Here is a 16,345-nt window from a genome sequence, read left to right as displayed (position 1 = left end):
TTTCCTTGATCAGTTGTCTTGAGAGGGCCTCGGTTATACACCCAATGCCAGTTCAACCGCCAAAGCGTTGTGCCGTTCCACGATAGGCCCCAGGTCCAGGGTGGTGAGCTGACCCTTGCGGACCACCACGCGCCCGTTGATGACCGTGTAGTCCACTTGCGGGCTGGCGCACAGCAACAACGCGCCTACGGGGTCATGCACGGCGCCACCGGAAAAGCCCAGCGTGTCCAGGTCAAACAGGGCGAGGTCGGCGCACATGCCCACTGCGATGTGGCCGATGTCGTGTCCGCGGCCCAGCACCCGGGCGCCGCCGCGGGTGGCCATGCCCAGCACATCGCGGGCCGTCATCTCCGCCGGACCCAGATCGCAGCCAAAGAAGGTTTGGTTGCCGCGCACTTCGGGTGGCTGCATGGCACGGCCCACGCGGGCCAGCAGCAGGGCTTGGCGCGCCTCGTTGACCATATGCGCGGCGTCGTTGCTCGCGCAGCCGTCCACACCCAGGCCCACTGGCACGCCAGCATTGAGCATGCGGCGTATCGGCGCAATGCCGCTGGCCAGACGCATATTGCTGCAGGGGCAGTGCGCCACGCCCGTGCGGGTGGCGGCAAACAGGCTGATGCCGGCATCGTCAAGCTTCACGCAGTGGGCGTGCCATACATCCGGCCCCAACCAACCCAGGTCTTGCGCGTATTCTGCGGGTGTGCAGTTGAACTTCTCGCGGGAATAGGCCAGATCGTGGTCATTCTCTGCCAGGTGGGTGTGCAGGCGCGCACCCAGCGATCGTGCGAGCACGGCCGACTCGCGCATCAGGTCGCGGCTGACGCTGAACGGCGAGCAGGGGGCAACCGCGATATTGACCATCGCGCCGTGCGCGGCATCGTGGTATTGCTCGATCAGCCGCTGTGTGTCTTTCAGAATGAAGTCTTCGCGCTCCACGACGCTGTCCGGCGGCAGGCCGCCCTGGCTTTGGCCCACGCTCATGCTGCCGCGTGTGGCCACAAAGCGCATGCCAATCTGCTGGGCGGCGGCGATGCTGTCGTCCAGGCGCACGCCGTTGGGGTAGATGTACAAATGGTCGCTGCTGGTGGTGCAGCCGCTCAGCATCAGCTCGGCCATCGCCACCTGGGTGCTGACTTGCACCATTTCGGGCGTCAGGCCAGCCCAGATCGGGTACAGGCCTTGGAGCCAACTGAACAGCTCGGCGTTCTGCACGGCCGGGATGGCCCGCGTGAGGCTCTGGTACATGTGGTGGTGGGTGTTAACCAGGCCGGGCGTCACCAGGTGCTGGCGCGCGTCTATGACCTCGTCCGCCGCTTGCATGTCGGGTGGCAATTCGGCGGCCGGCCCCACATAGGCGATGCGGTGGCCGCGTATGTAGATGGATGCATTGCGCAGCTCGCGTGCCCGCGTGGGTTCGGTGTGGTCCTGCGTGGCCACGCAACGGGCGTTGTGGATCAGCAGGCTTGGTGGCGGAGTTGTGGCGGTGGACAGCATGGCCGCATTTCACCACGACACCATTGCGCGCCTATCGGCATTTGCCAATAGCCGTTAGCTGGGCCTCCATATGCCACGGCGGCCCGTGGCAGGCACTACAGCGTCTTGTAACCCATGGTCTGAGGCAGCCACAGCACGATCTGCGGGAAAAAGGTCATGGCCAGCAGCAGCAACAGCAGCATGAGCAGAAAGGGCCAACCCTCTTTCATCATCTCGCCAATCGGTATGCCGGTCAGCGCCTTGATCACAAACAGCAGCATGCCAAAGGGCGGGTGGATCAGTCCGATCATCATGTTCAGCACCACCAGCACGCCAAAGTGCACCAGGTCCACGCCCAAGAGCTTGGCAGCAGGCAGCAGCATGGGCACGAAAACCAGCAGCAGTACCGATACATCCAGAAAACAACCCAGCACCAGGAACATCACATTCACCAGCAGCAGAAACTTGATCTGCGACAGGTGCATGCTGTCCACCCACTGCGCCATAGCCTGCGGCACACCCTCTGCGGTGAAGGCATAGTTCAGCATGAAGGAGCCGGCCAGAATCAGTGTGATGATGGCACTGCCCCGCGTGGATTCCATGACCACGCCCCAGAAGCTGCGCCAGGTGAGCGCGCGGTAAACCACCCCTGCTAGTACGAGCGCGTGCAGGGCGGCCACCGCCGCTGCCTCGGTTGGTGTGAAGGCACCGGAGTAGATGCCACCAAGTAGCACGATGGGCATCGACAGGGGAAGTGCACCACGGAACAAAATGGCCGGCCACTCGCGCAATGGCACGGGTGCTTCGCGCGGCATGTTGCGCCGCGTGGCAATCACATGCACCACTACCATCATCAGCACTGCCATCAGAAAGCCCGGTACCACGCCGCCCAGAAACAGCGCACCGACCGACGCGCCAGAGACCAGTGCATAAATCACCATCGGAATAGACGGCGGAATGATGGGCCCCAGCGTGGCACTGGCCACCACCACCGCACCGGCAAAGCCGCGCGAATACTCCGGTTTTTTGAGCATCTGGCGGATGGTCACCAGCCCAGGCCCGGCCGCATCCGCAATGGCGCTGCCGCTCATACCCGAGAAGACGACGCTGACTAAGATATCCACCTGGGCGAGCCCGCCCCGCATGCGGCCCACCAGGATGCGGCAGAAGTCAAAGATGCGCTCACTGACCGTACCCGCATTCATGATATTGGCCGCGAACACAAACAAGGGCACGGCCAGTAGTACATAGCTGTTGTACAGACCATTGCCAACCTGCTCGGCGACCAGGCCCAGGTCTTGTCCTTTGACCAGCAGATAGGCAAAGCCGGAGACCAGCATGGAGATGCCAATGGGCATGCGTAGGAGCATGCCAATGACTAGGACGGCGGCTAGGGTGGTGATGGCTGGGGTCATACGTGAGATGGCTGAACCAGTGCTGACTGTGCTGGAAAAACGGTCACAAGAACTTAGCGCATCGACTCAATTCATACAGCACGGTCAACCCGGTGTAAACGTTATTCGTCAGACTCTCAGGATTTCAGGTGAAACTCAATAGCTGCGTCCAGGGCTTGGTGCAGAGGGATTTTTTGCCCAGCTTCAACCGTCTTGATGGGCGAAACAGTGCGAGTGAAACGGCGCTTTCCTTGTGATTCACTTTCAATAAAAATGACCAATGCAGATGTGCCCGCTTTGAGCTCCGTTTCTGAGTAAAAGGCGCGTTTGTATTCGTCTTCTCCAGACAAGGCTGCAAAATTGTCCGCATCGACCATAGTGTGGGCTATGTCCCCCTCATGCTTGATCGTACCGTTTGCAACTGCCGCACCGATAGCTCCGCCGAACATAGAACCGAGTGCAACGCGTTTGAGTGCAGCACGATTGTTGAGATACACCGCGAAGTGATGCAACTTTGTCGGTGGAACAGGTTGAGACCCGTACTGCTCTTGCAAATGGTGGGCGAATAGTCGAGGGCCAGTCGGAGTAATGATGTCCTCGGCCAAACGGGTGTAACCGTAGCGATCATTGGTGATGATCAAACTAAATATATCGCGAGTGCTCTCGCTCTTCGGGCGCAAATCTTCGACTGGGGTCTTGGCCGACGTAGCAAGGTTTTCTACGGGGAGGGTGACCGGACCAGTGGCGCAGCCCACTAAAACAAATGCGGTCAGAAATGCAAGAAGAAGGCGCATGGGGTAGAAGTCCTAATGTGATTGAAAGGGTGGATTGTCTCTGTAGAGGGGGCAAATTATCCGTCACTCGATCTTGAGAGATTTCAACTGTGGGTCTCTCAGACCCACACTTCCGCCTCCAACCCCACCCCCTTCACCGCCCGCCAGATTCCCCAGGCGCTGCGCACCACCAGCGCCACCATCAGCAGTACAAACGGGATGTACACCCACATCAGCGGAACCTCCAGAACCGGCGTGCCTTCACGTGCCATGAAATGCACATAGTCCCAACTGGCGGGCAGGCCCACCAGAGCCAGGCCGCCGAACAGCAGGTTGCCCGCGATCTGCATGGCTTGGCGGGTGCGGCGGCCTACGCTGTTCCACACCAGGTCAAACACCACATGTTCGCGTTCGGGCACGACCAGTGCGGCGGCCCACAGGATGACCCAGATGTACAAGATGACGGCGAGCTCGTCGGTCCAGGGCAGGGGTTTGTCGAAGGCGAAGCGTGCGGTGATCTGGATGAGGAATACACCAAACAGCGCCAGAAAGAGCAGACCGCCAACCGCGTTGGCGCAGCGTTGCGCCCAGCGTGCAATGGTCATCATCATGTCGTTGTCGTTGTCGTTGTCGTTCAGTGGGTGGCGTTGATGCGGTCAACCAGGCCAGCCGGCCAGGTCTTGGCCAGATCCGATGCCTGATAGGCGGCCTGCACGGTCTTGCGGAAGGCGGCCACATCGGGCGTGGTGACCTGCAAGCCTTCTTTCTTGAAGAAGTCCACCAACTGGGTCTCTTCCTGCGCAGTGTTGTCGTTGTTGTAGGCGGCTGCGGCCTGTGCCGCGGCAGTCACCTTTTGCTTTTGCGCCGCGTTCATCGCGTTGAAGCTTTTATTGGAGATGGCAATGAACAGGCTGTCGACCAAGTGGCCCGTCAGTACGATCTGCTTGGTCACCTCGTAAAACTTGGCAGCACGCACGCTGGGCAGGGGATTGTCCTGGCCGTCGATGGTGCCGGTCTTCAGGCCCAGGTACACCTCGCCAAAGGCCAGCGGCGTGGCGGTGGCGCCCAGGGCATTGCCCAGGAACAACCAGTCCTTGGAGCCCGGCATGCGCAGCTTGATGCCCTTGAGGTCGGCCGGCGTTTTGACGGCATGGGCTTCGCGCAGATTGACCTGGCGCGTGCCCAGGTAGCAGGTGGACAGCACGGTGACATCCATCTTTTCCGACACACGCTTGAACAACTCTGCCCCAATGGGACCTGCAAAAACCTTTTGCTGGTGGGCCGGGTCGCGCAGCATGTAGCCGGCGGTAAAGACAGAGAATTCGGGTACCAGCTTGGCAATGTCGGCCGCCGACATGGAGGTCAACTCCAGGTTGCCGCGGGCCATGGCAGCAGGCTCGGCGCCCTGCTTGAACAGCGATGCATTGAGGTTGATCTGCACATCGAACTCACCGGGCGCGCTCTTCTCCAGCGCGTCTTTGAAGACGGTCCACATCTTGGCGTGCCAGGCATCGGGCACGGCCGGGGTGGAGATGCGCAGCACGGTCTTGGTCTGCTGCGCGGTTGCAGGAAGGCTGCTTGCTGCGGCCAGGGCGATCGCCGTGCCCATCAGGAAGCGCCGGGAGAGGGTAGAAGTCGGGTGAAGGGTCATGGTGGGTGGCGATTGTCGCAGGCGGGGACGCGGGGCTGTATGGGGGCAACCCCCAAATGGAAACAGCCAGTGTTTTACCACTGGCTGTCGTCTAACCCGAAATTGTCGTCAATCCACTAGCTCACTCACTAGCTAGCCGGCCATCTGGCCGCCCATCGCTCACATCGAGCGACGGTGTGCACGCGTTGTTACACCAGTGCCTAGAGCTTGTACTCCACCAGCAGCAGCGGCGTGGTGGCAGTGCAAGAGTTGCGGACGAACGACTTACCGTTGTCGCAGCCAAATTTGTTGTCCCAGTATTCGACACCCAGGCCAGCCGTCAGGCCACTCTTGGGGCCGCCGATGTCAAACATGAAGCTGGCGCGGATCAGGGTTTCGGTCTTGGTCTCTTCGCCAAAGCCATCCTTGCCCTTGGGGCCGACGATGCTGGCAAAGCCGGTGAAGGTACCTACGCCGCCCACGGGAATGGCCCAGGCGGTGTTCAGGGCTGGTGCTGCGTCGAACGACACCGTCTTGCCGACGATGCCGTTGTTGTTGCTTTCCTTGTAGACGGCCAAACCAATGTCCCAAAAGCCGGCGCTGACTGGCATGGCGGCGGAAATACCCAACTGCAGTTTGAGCGGTGATGGCGCAAACGTCGTGTTTTTGCTGCCGGCGTCAATGCGCGCGGTGAGGTTCAGGTCTTTGGCAAAGCCGTAGCCCGTCTTGTTGCCGGTCATAGCGCTGATGGAGAAGTTGCGTTGGTAGAAGCCGTACCACTCCTGTGCACCGTCCGCGCCGCCGTTGTTGGGGTCCTTGTTGTCAGACTTCAGCAGGTCAATCGTGAAGAAGTTGCTGCCAGCCGAGTCGCCGCTGACATGGGTGAAAGACAGGATGTTCTTGGACACCTTGTCCGACACCCCTGGCTCGGATTGGCTGGGGGCGTAGCGGTAGCCCAGCGAGTTGCTGGTCCAGTCGGCGGCTATGGCGCCGGTTCCGGCCAGTAACGCGCATAGCAGTAGGCTGAGTTTGGGTAGATGATGGGTCATGGGATCTTTCTGTATATATCGTTAGTTAGGTTTGTTTGAGCGTGCGTTGTCCTTGCAGGAACCCTGGGTCTTCAATCTTTCTGGCAAAAAAATCGGCGGACGGGTTTCGGCCTATGCAGCAACGCATAAACCGGGCCATCTGCTTGCACCAACAACCGTCAGGCGTGGCGACTGGATTCACCCAGCGCGGCGAGTACGTTCTCAGCGGTAGCTGGTGCACTCAGTCGCACGGGCCCACGGCGTCCAGCCGTGGCAATGGCTTCACGTAGCGCCTCGTAGACGCTGATGGCCAGCATGAAAGGGGGTTCGCCCACGGCCTTGGAGCCAAAGACGTTGTCCTCAACATTGGGTTCGTGCCACAGGGCCACCTTCAGGTGGCTGGGTACATCGCCCGCTGTGGGAATCTTGTAGGTGCTAGGGGCGTGGGTGCTCAGGTAACCCTTGTCGTTCCACACCAGTTGCTCGGTGGTGAGCCAGCCCATGCCTTGCACAAAACCGCCTTCGATCTGGCCCACATCCAGCGCCGGGTTGATGGAGCGGCCCACGTCATGCAATATGTCTACTTTGAGCACCCGGTTCTCGCCGGTCAGCGTGTCGATGGCCACTTCGGTGCAGGCCGCGCCATAGGCAAAATAGTAAAACGGTCGGCCGGTCAGTGTGGTCTTGTCGTAGTGGATCTTGGGTGTGCGGTAGAAGCCGTCGCTCCACAACTGGATGCGGTTGGCATAGGCCATCTTCACCACGTCGTCAAAGCTGCGCGTGACGGTAGGCGACAGCACCTGCCCATGCTCAAAGCGCACGGCACCCGCGCCGCAGCCATCGAGCCCGCTGACGAAGGCAGCCAGGTTGTCGCGCACATGGCGGGCCGCAAACTGGGCGGCGCGGCCATTCAGGTCGGTGCCAGCGGACGCGGCCGTGGCCGATGCGTTGGGTATTTTGCTGGTGTCGCTGGCCGTGCACAGGATGCGCTCATAGGGCACGCCCAATTCGTCGGCCACGATCTGCGCCACTTTGGTGTTCAGGCCCTGACCCATTTCGGTGCCGCCGTGGTTCACCTGCACGCTGCCATCGGTGTAGACATGCACCAGCGCGCCGGCCTGGTTGAACAGCGTGGCCGTGAAGCTGATGCCGAACTTGACTGGCGTGATGGCGATGCCGCGTTTGACGATGGGGCTGCTCTTGTTCCACTCCGCAATGGCTTTGCGGCGCTGGCGGTAGTGCGACGTGTTTTCCAACTGCGACAACAGTGGCTGCAGGATGTTGTCTTCCACCCGCATGCCGTAGTGCGTGGTGTCGCGCTTGTGCTCGGTTCCGGGGATGGCCTCGTCGCTGTACAGGTTGCGCATGCGCACATCCAGCGGGTCCAGGCCCAGGTGGCGAGCGATGTCGCCCATGATGGTCTCGATCAGGATCACGCCCTGTGGTCCGCCAAAGCCGCGGAAGGCGGTGTGGCTTTGCGTGTTGAGCTTGCAGCGGAAGGACGCAATGTCCACATCCTGCAGGTAGTAGGCGTTGTCGCTGTGGAAGATGGCGCGGTCCGCCACGGGGCCGGACAGGTCGGCACTGAAGCCGCAGTTGGCGGCCATCATCAACTTCAGGGCGGTCAGGCGGCCGCTGTCATCAAAGCCGGCTTGGTATTCGTAGGAAAAGGGGTGGCGCTTGCCGGTGACCATGAAGTCGTCGTCGCGGTCCAGCCGCAGTTTGATGGGACGCTGCAGCTTGTGCGCAGCAATCGCAGCCCACACGGCCAGATGCCCGGCCTGGGTCTCCTTGCCGCCAAAGCCACCGCCCATGCGCCGGCATTCGACCTTGACCGAGTGGTTGTCTATGCCCAGCGCGTGCGACACCCAGTGCTGCACCTCACCGGGGTGCTGGGTGCTGGAGTAGACCCACCACTGGTTTTGTTCCAGCGGCAGCACATAGGCCACCTGGCCTTCCAGGTAGAAGTGCTCCTGGCCGCCCACCTCCAGGTTGCCGCTGAGCGTGTGTTGCGCGCGGGCCAGGGCGGCCGTGGCATCGCCGCGCTTCACATAGACCGGTGGCAACACATAGCTCTGCGCGGCCAGTGCGTCCTTCACAGTCAGTATGGCGGGCAGGGCTTCGATGTTGAGCTTGACCTTGCGTGCGGCGCGGCGGGCCTGCATCACGGTGTCGGCCACCACCACGCCGACCACCTGGCCGATGTGCTGCACGGTGTCGATGGCAAACACGGGTTCGTCACCGGCAAAGGCGGCCAACATGGGGTCGCCGGGAATGTCGCCGGACAAGATGACATCGCGCACGCCGGGCATGGCCAGTGCGGCTGCGGCATCCACACCCAGCAGGCGGCCGTGGGCCAGGTTGGAGAGTATGGGCGCGGCATACAGCGTGCCCCGCACCTCGGCAATGTCGTCAATGTAGGTGGCGCCACCGGCCACCTGGGCGGCTGCGCTTTCGTGCGGGCGGCTGACGCCGGCCGTCACATCGGGCCGGCTGTGCGGTGGCAGGCCTTGCAGGTGCTCGGGCTTGACGGATGTATTGAGCGTGTTCATGCGGTCACCTCCTGCGCCAGCGCATCCAGGTCCAGGCTGCGCACGTCGGTGCGCGTCGTGCCCTGGCTCTCCAGCCAAAAACGCTCCAGCAGATTGCCCAGCACCGTGCTGCGGTAGGCCGCTGTGGCGCGCATGTCGGATATGGGCGTGAACTCCTCACGCAGGGTCTGCATGGCGCTGTGGATGGTGGCGGGCGTCCAGGGTTGGCCCCGCAACGCGGCCTCGGTCTTGCGTGCGCGTACGGGCGTGGCGGCCACACCGCCTGCACCGATGGACGCGCGGCGTACGTGGCCATCTACCACTTCGATCTGGATGGCCAGGCACACGGCGGAGATATCGTCTTCAAAACGCTTGGAAATTTTGTAGACGCGGCTGAACTCTTGTTGGGTCGCCTTGGGCACCTTGATCCACGCCAGCACCTCATCGGGTGCCATGATGTTCTTGCGGTAGCCGGTGTACAGGTCTTCCAGCGGCAGTTCGCGGTGTGCGATCTTCTTACCGGCTTGGCGCATCAGCACGATGTTGGCACCCAGTGCAATCAGCAGCGGCATGGAGTCGCCAATGGGCGAGCCATTGGCCACATTGCCACCCAGCGTGCCGCTGTTGCGCACCGGCAGGCCGGCGAAACGGTGGGCGAATTCGGCCAGGTGGGGACGGTTCGCCACCAGTGCGTTGTAAGCGTCGGTCAGCGACACGGCTGCGCCAATAGCAATGTGGTGGGGGTAGTGCTCCACACGGCGCAACTCGGCCACCTGGGTCACGTCCAGCACTTTGGCAAACTGCATGTGCATCTTGGTGACCCACAGGCCCACATCGGTGCAACCGGCCACCAGTTGCGCGTCGGTGTGCTGCGCGCGCTGGGCCAGCAACTCGGGCAGGCTCTGGGGGAGCATGTATGAAGAATGGGCCTCTAGCCCTCGTGGTTCCTGAGCTAGCTGCTGCAAAGTTAATAGCACTTCGGCTTCGTTGACGCGCGCAACGGGCAGCGCTTGCATGGCTTCTGCTGCATCCAATATGGGGCGGTAGCCGGTGCAGCGGCACAGATTGCCCGACAGCGCACCCTGTGCGTCTGCGCGTGTAATGGTCTGGCCCTTGCACGTCTTGTTTTGGTATTGGCCAAACAAACTCATCACAAAGCCCGGTGTGCAGAAACCGCATTGCGAGCCGTGGCAGTCCACCATGGCTTGCTGTGTGGGGTGCAGCGTGCCGTCGGCCGCGGTCAGGTCTTCCACGGTCCATAGGGCCATGCCGTCTATGGAATGGGCCAGTCGTATGCAGCTGTTGATGGCGCTGTACTTCAGTGCGGGGCCATCGGCTTCTGCCACCACCACGGTACAGGCACCGCAGTCGCCTTCGCCGCAGCCTTCTTTGGTGCCGCAGCTGTGCAGGTCTTCGCGCAACACTTCCAACAAAGTACGGTTGCTGTCTACGGCGGGTAGGCTGACAATCTCGCCGCGCCGGAAAAATCTCAAGGGTTTTGTGTGCATGGGCTTCATGGGCATTTCCTAGTCCGTGAGGGTAAATCGGGTGGCAGCACCACACCATATTCCTTAGGATATGACACAAATTGATAACACCGTATGAGAAACCATTCCCTGTTTGACAAGATAGACCTTCATCTGATTAGGGTCCTTCACACCGTGTTAACTGAACGCAGCGTTTCCAAAGCCGCCATCCGTCTGGGCATGCACCAGCCGGCGGTGAGCAGTGCGCTCAAACGCTTGCGTGATTTCGCGGGAGACCCCCTCTTGGTGCGCTCAGGCTCCGGCATGGTGCCTACCGATGTGGCGCTGCGCATGCTGGAGCCCAGCGCCAGCATTTTGCGTGCCGCCGAGATGCTGTTTACCGATGCCAAGGGCTTTGAGCCCGCCACCGCGCGCAACACCTTCCGTGTGGCGGCCAGTGATTACTTGGACCCGGTCTTCTTGCCCCACCTGGTGGCACAGATCAAGACCCATGCGCCGTTGGCCGACATCGAAATCCATTCACTGTCAGGCAGTTCCGATTACCGTGCGCAATTGGCGCAGGGCGACGTGGATGTAGTGATTGGCAATTGGCCAACTCCACCGGACGAATTGCACCTGGGCCGCTTGTTCAGCGACGATGTGGTGTGCCTGGTATCCAACAAACACCCGGCCGTGCGCCGTGGTTGGGACCAGACGGCGTGGCTGGAGGCCGACCACATCGCGCCCGGTGCCACGCACCCCGGCGCCAAGGGTGTCATCGACGAACACCTGGCAAGCCTGGGCCTGCGCCGCCACATTGCCGCGCGCTGCCCCTACTTCGGCCAGATACCGGCCATGGTGGCATCAACCTTGCTGGTCCTGACAACAGGTCGCCAGTATTGCGAACGGTTTACCGACTCCCTGCCGGTCACGATATTGCCGTGCCCGATGGAGTTTCCTCGCATCCAGTATTACCAACTTTGGCATGAACGCACCCACACCTCGGCCTCTAGCCGGTGGCTGCGTGACTGCGTGAAGTCCGTTGCGGCAGCCTTAAAAAAAGAGTGAGACAAACGACGACATGACCACACCCAGACTTCAATTGACAGGCATAACCAAGGCCTATCCCGGCGTCATAGCCAATAGCGATGTTGCTCTGACGGTCATGCCGGGCGAAATACACGCGGTGCTGGGCGAGAACGGCGCCGGCAAGTCCACGCTGATGAAAATCATCTATGGCTCGGTCAAACCCGATGCGGGCCGTGTGCTGTTCAACGGCCAAGAGATGCACATCCGCAACCCCAAGGAGGCGCGGGCTATCGGCATCAGCATGGTGTTCCAACATTTCAACCTGTTCGACACCATGACCGTGGCCGAGAACGTGTGGCTGGGCCTGAGCGGAAGTACCTTGCAAGAGGTAACCGCAAGCATCGTCGCCAAGGCCACCGAGTACGGCTTGGACATCGACCCCGCGCGCCCGGTGCACACCCTCAGCGTGGGCGAGATGCAGCGTGTGGAAATCATCCGCGCGCTGTTGACGCGCCCCGAGTTGCTGATTCTGGACGAGCCTACATCGGTGTTGACGCCGCAGGCGGTGGAGAAGCTGTTTGTGGTGTTGAAGAAGCTCTCCAGCGAAGGCTGCAGCATCCTGTACATCAGCCACAAGCTGCACGAGATCCGCGAACTGTGCACCGCCTGCACCGTGCTGCGCGGTGGCAAGGTTACCGGGGTGTGCAACCCGCAAGAAGAATCGAACGCGTCGCTGTCGCGCCTGATGATTGGCGCCGAGCCGCCGCTGCTGGAGCGGGCCACACGCACGGCGGGTGCACCGGTAATGCACGTCAAGGGCCTGAATCTAGCGCGCGATGACCAGTTTGGTGTGGACCTGGAAGGCATAGAGCTGCAGGTGCGCGCCGGCGAGGTGGTGGGCATTGCCGGTGTCTCGGGCAATGGCCAGAAGGAATTGCTGTACGCGTTGTCGGGCGAAGACTGCCGCGCACCCCGCGGCAGCATCCTGATGGGCGATACCGATGTGTCAGGTCTGCACCCCGGCAAGCGCCGCGCCCTGGGCCTGCACTTTGTGCCCGAAGAGCGCCTGGGCCGCGGTGCCGTGCCCACACTGAGCCTGGCGCTGAATCTATTGCTGACCCGCACCGAATCCATTTCCATGCCCCGCTTTGCCGGTGGCTGGGTGCGTGTGCGCCAGTTGGAGGCCCATGCCACGCGCCTGATCCAGGAGTACAAGGTCAAGGCCAACGGCCCCGGTGCGGTGGCACGGTCCTTGTCGGGTGGCAACCTGCAGAAATTCATTGTGGGCCGCGAGATCGACGCCAAACCCAAGCTGCTGATCGTGTCGCAGCCGACCTGGGGGGTAGACGTAGGCGCTGCCGCGCAGATCCGCGGTGCGATCCTGGCGCTGCGCGATGCGGGTTGTGCCGTGCTGGTGGTCAGCGAAGAGTTGGACGAATTGTTTGAGGTCAGCGACCGCATGCACGTGATTGCGCGTGGCAAGTTGTCGCCCTCGGTAGCTATTGCGGAGGCGACAGTGGAAAAGATCGGTGAATGGATGAGTGGCCTATGGGAGCCCGCGGCCAAGCCCGCAGGCGGTGCGGACCGCGGCACGCGGGGCGAGTCGGTAGCGCCTGCCAATATGCAAGGAGTGCAGCATGCCCACGCTTAAGCTCGAAGCCCGTCCCCAGCCCTCGCGCCACTGGAGCTATGGCTCTCCGCTGCTGGCGCTGCTGTGCACCGTGGTGATTGGTGTGATTCTGTTTGCGATGCTGGGCAAAGACCCGATGAGCGGCCTGCAGGTCTTTTTCTGGGAACCCATCAAGAGTGGTTATGCCTTGGGTGAGCTGCTGGTGAAGGCCACGCCCTTGCTGATCATTGCGTTGGGGCTGGCGGTGTGCTTCCGCTCCAATGTGTGGAACATTGGCGCCGAAGGGCAGTACATCTTTGGCGCCATTGCGGCCAGTGCAGTGGCCCTGATGGCGGACAAGACCACCGGTGGCTGGATTGTGTTGGCCATTCTGTTGGCCGGCGTGCTGGGCGGTATGGCATGGGGTGGCCTCACGGCCGTGTTGCGCGACCGCTTCAATGCCAATGAAATTCTGGTCAGCCTGTTCTTGGTGTACATCGCGCTGCAACTGCTCGGCTATCTGGTGGCCGGCCCGCTGAAGGACCCGCAGGGCTACAACTTCCCGCAGACCAAGACCTTTGAGGCCGTCACGCGCATCCCGCGCCTGTTCGAAGGTTCGCGTGTCAGCATAGGCGCAGTGCTCGCCGTGCTGGGGGTCATCGGTACCGCCGTGTTCCTGTTCCGCACACGGGCTGGTTTCGCACTGCAAGTGGGTGGCCTGGCCAAGGCGGCGTCACGCTATGCCGGCTTCTCGTCGCGCCGGGCACTGTGGACGGCCCTGCTGGTATCCGGTGGTCTGGCCGGTCTGGCTGGGGCGCTGGAGGTGGCAGGTCCCATTGGCCAACTGACGATCTATTTGCCGGCAGGCTATGGCTTTGCCGCCATCATCGTTGCCTTTGTGGGCCGCTTGCACCCAGTGGGCATGGTGTTCTCGGCGCTGCTGATGAGCATGTTCTATATCGGCGGTGAGTTGGCGCAGTCTCGCCTGGGCCTGCCCAAATCTCTGACCGGTGTATTCCAGGGGCTGCTGCTGTTCACGCTGCTGGCCTGCGACACCTTGGTCAACTACCGGCTGCGCTGGGTACACAGCAGCGCGAAGCAATCTCTGGCACTGGGAGCAGCGAAATAATGGAATCCTACGCACTGTTATTGGCCGCCACGCTGAACGCGGGCACAGTTTTGGCCATCGCATCCCTGGGGCTGCTGATCAACGAGAAGGCTGGCATCGTCAACCTCGGGGCCGAGGGCATGATGCTGTGCGCGGCCATCGCCGGCTTTGCCACCGTGGTGCATACGGGCAGCGACACCATGGGCTTTGCCGCCGGCATGGGCGCGGGCGCTGTGATGGCGGCCCTGTTTGCCGCGCTGGTCATTTGGCTCAACACCAACCAGTACGCCACGGGCCTGGCACTTGCCCTGTTTGGCACGGGTTTGTCAGCCTTTGTCGGGTCTGGCTACGTGAAGGAGAACCTGCCCGAGCGCCCCAGCTTCGCCATTCCCGGCCTGTCGGATATTCCTTTCTTTGGGCCTGCTGTCTTTCGCCAGCACCCCCTGGTCTACCTGACCGTTATCTTTGCCTTTGCACTGATCTGGTTCCTGTACCGCACCCGGGCCGGCCTGATTCTGCGCAGCGTGGGTGAAAGCCCCGAGTCGGCCCATGCCTTGGGCTACCCGGTGCGCTGGATACGCCTGGGCGCTGTGGTCGCTGGTGGCGCCCTGTGCGGCTTGGCGGGTGCCTACCTGTCCATCATCTACACGCCTTTGTGGGTCGAGGGCATGGTGTCGGGCAAGGGCTGGATCGCCTTGGCCTTGACCACTTTTGCCACCTGGCGTCCGGCACGTGTATTGCTTGGTGCCTATTTGTTTGGTGGCACGATGATGCTGTCTTTCCACCTGCAGAACATCGGTGTGGACTTCCCGTCACAGTTTTTGAATATGCTGCCCTTTGTGGCCAACATCGTCGTGCTGGCCTTGATCTCGCGGGATCAGGGTTGGATACGGATTAACATGCCAGCTTCCATTGGTAAGCCGTTTTACCCTGGCACCTGATTGTTTTCTCGGCCCCGTTGATTTTTCCGCAACCCCACGTTTTTTTAGAAAGAACTGACATGACAGATTTGCAGAAACGCGCATTACTGAAAATTGCAGCCTTGACCGCCGTGGCAAGCGCTGCGCTGGTTGGCTGCGGCAAGAAGGAAGAGCCCGTGGCGGCCGCACCGGCCTCTGCACCCGCACCAGCTGCGTCGGCCCCTGCGCCCAAGGCCGAGCCGCTGAAGATCGCCTTTGCCTATGTCGGCCCCGTGGGCGATGGCGGCTGGACTTTTGCACACGACCGCGGCCGCCAGGCAGTGGAAAAGGAATTTGGCGACAAGGTCGTGACCTCCAAGGTGGAGAACGTGCCCGAGTCTGCCGACGCCGAGCGCGTGATCCGCGATCTGGCCGGCCAGGGCAACAAGCTGATTTTCGGCACCACCTTCGGCTACATGGAACCCATGCTCAAGGTCGCGCCCGATTTCAAGGGTGTGAACTTTCAGCACGCGACCGGCTACAAGACGGCCGACAACATGAGCACCTACGACAGCCGCACCTACGAAGGCGCCTACATGGCCGGCGTCATTGCCGGCAAGATGACCAAGACCGGCACGCTGGGCGTGGTGGCCTCCATCCCAATTCCAGAAGTGATCCGCAACATCAACAGCTTCACGCTGGGCGCACAGAGCAGCAACCCCAAGATCAAGACCAAAGTGGTGTGGGTCAATGAGTGGTTCAACCCACCCAAAGAAACTGAAGCCGCCACCAGCCTGATCAACGGCGGTGCCGACGTGCTGTTCCAGAACACGGATTCCCCCGCCGTGCTGAAGACCGCCCAAGACAAGGGTAAGCGCGCCTTTGGTTGGGACTCTGACATGACGGCCTACGGCCCCAAGGCCCACTTGGCGTCCAGCATCATCAACTGGGGTCCCTACTACATCAAGACCACCAAAGATGCCTTGGAAGGCAAGAACGCACCCACGCAAAGCTGGTGGGGCGTGAAAGAGGGCGCCATTGACATCGTGTCGATTGCCGATGACGTGCCCGCCGAGACCAAGGCCAAGGTGGACGAGGTCAAGGCCGGCCTGAAGGATGGTAGCTTTATGATCTGGAAAGGTCCCATTCTGGACAACACCGGTAAGGAACAGATCGCCAAGGATGCCGTGGCCGATGACAAGTTCCTGGGCGGGTTGAATTTCTTCGTCAAGGGCGTGGAAGGGAAGATTCCTGGGGGCAAGTAATCCTTCTTCCATGTGTTTGAAGGTCGCTTTCGGGCGGCCTTTTATTTTTGTGGGTCCGTTTGTGTCTGGATCAGCCGGGCTATGCGTTTTGCTCCGCGTCCCCCGGCCTTTGGCCTCCTCCTTTACCTGCGCAAAACGCA

Annotated in this window: 13 protein-coding genes; 5 read left to right on the top strand and 8 right to left on the bottom strand. The window is 61.5% G+C overall.

The window, feature by feature from the left end; all coding sequences use genetic code 11:
* Positions 1-33: 33 nt before the first annotated feature.
* The 8 genes from AC07OO_RS10750 to xdhA form a co-directional block, all read right to left on the bottom strand.
* Positions 34-1,494, bottom strand: a complete 1,461-nt coding sequence (locus AC07OO_RS10750) for an 8-oxoguanine deaminase (protein ID WP_495082099.1) — start codon at positions 1,492-1,494, stop codon at positions 34-36.
* A gap of 95 nt (positions 1,495-1,589) precedes the next feature.
* A complete protein-coding gene (locus AC07OO_RS10745) occupies positions 1,590-2,888 on the bottom strand; it encodes a TRAP transporter large permease (protein WP_495082098.1) in 1,299 nt (432 codons plus the stop codon).
* 116 nt (positions 2,889-3,004) lie between these two features.
* Entirely contained in the window at positions 3,005-3,661 is a 657-nt protein-coding gene (locus AC07OO_RS10740; RefSeq protein ID WP_495082097.1) for a hypothetical protein, read from the bottom strand.
* 98 nt (positions 3,662-3,759) lie between these two features.
* On the bottom strand, positions 3,760-4,251 hold the full coding sequence (locus AC07OO_RS10735; RefSeq protein WP_495082096.1) for a TRAP transporter small permease: 492 nt from the start codon (positions 4,249-4,251) through the stop codon (positions 3,760-3,762).
* Between the two features lie 23 nt (positions 4,252-4,274).
* Positions 4,275-5,291 (bottom strand): sialic acid TRAP transporter substrate-binding protein SiaP, encoded by a 1,017-nt coding sequence (locus AC07OO_RS10730; RefSeq protein WP_495082095.1) that lies wholly within the window; start codon positions 5,289-5,291, stop codon positions 4,275-4,277.
* Between the two features lie 200 nt (positions 5,292-5,491).
* Positions 5,492-6,319 (bottom strand): hypothetical protein, encoded by an 828-nt coding sequence (locus tag AC07OO_RS10725; protein ID WP_495082094.1) that lies wholly within the window; start codon positions 6,317-6,319, stop codon positions 5,492-5,494.
* Between the two features lie 158 nt (positions 6,320-6,477).
* Positions 6,478-8,850, bottom strand: coding sequence for a xanthine dehydrogenase molybdopterin binding subunit (gene xdhB / locus AC07OO_RS10720; protein ID WP_495082093.1), 2,373 nt, complete (start codon positions 8,848-8,850; stop codon positions 6,478-6,480).
* Positions 8,847-10,337, bottom strand: coding sequence for a xanthine dehydrogenase small subunit (gene xdhA, locus AC07OO_RS10715; RefSeq protein ID WP_495083333.1), 1,491 nt, complete (start codon positions 10,335-10,337; stop codon positions 8,847-8,849). Before xdhA ends, xdhB begins: the two co-directional genes overlap by 4 nt.
* Positions 10,338-10,430: 93 nt before the next feature.
* Here xdhA and AC07OO_RS10710 point away from each other — a divergent pair, with 93 nt between their 5' ends.
* The 5 genes from AC07OO_RS10710 to AC07OO_RS10690 are packed head-to-tail and all read left to right on the top strand — an operon-like array spanning position 10,431 to position 16,205.
* A complete protein-coding gene (locus AC07OO_RS10710) occupies positions 10,431-11,363 on the top strand; it encodes a LysR family transcriptional regulator (RefSeq protein ID WP_495082092.1) in 933 nt (310 codons plus the stop codon).
* Positions 11,364-11,376: 13 nt separating this feature from the next.
* Positions 11,377-12,975: an ABC transporter ATP-binding protein gene (locus AC07OO_RS10705; RefSeq protein WP_495082091.1), complete on the top strand. Its 1,599-nt coding sequence runs from the start codon at positions 11,377-11,379 to the stop codon at positions 12,973-12,975.
* On the top strand, positions 12,962-14,062 hold the full coding sequence (locus AC07OO_RS10700; protein ID WP_495082090.1) for an ABC transporter permease: 1,101 nt from the start codon (positions 12,962-12,964) through the stop codon (positions 14,060-14,062). Before AC07OO_RS10705 ends, AC07OO_RS10700 begins: the two co-directional genes overlap by 14 nt.
* Entirely contained in the window at positions 14,062-14,982 is a 921-nt protein-coding gene (locus tag AC07OO_RS10695; RefSeq protein WP_495082089.1) for an ABC transporter permease, read from the top strand. The genes AC07OO_RS10700 and AC07OO_RS10695 overlap by 1 nt, the downstream gene beginning before the upstream one ends.
* Positions 14,983-15,041: 59 nt before the next feature.
* Positions 15,042-16,205, top strand: a complete 1,164-nt coding sequence (locus tag AC07OO_RS10690; protein WP_495082088.1) for a BMP family ABC transporter substrate-binding protein — start codon at positions 15,042-15,044, stop codon at positions 16,203-16,205.
* Positions 16,206-16,345: the final 140 nt, after the last annotated feature.

Source organism: Rhodoferax sp. GW821-FHT07G04, from assembly GCF_059418585.1.
The sequence above is the reverse complement of the archived record's forward strand: the minus strand, read 5'-3'. Positions and strand labels throughout refer to the sequence as shown.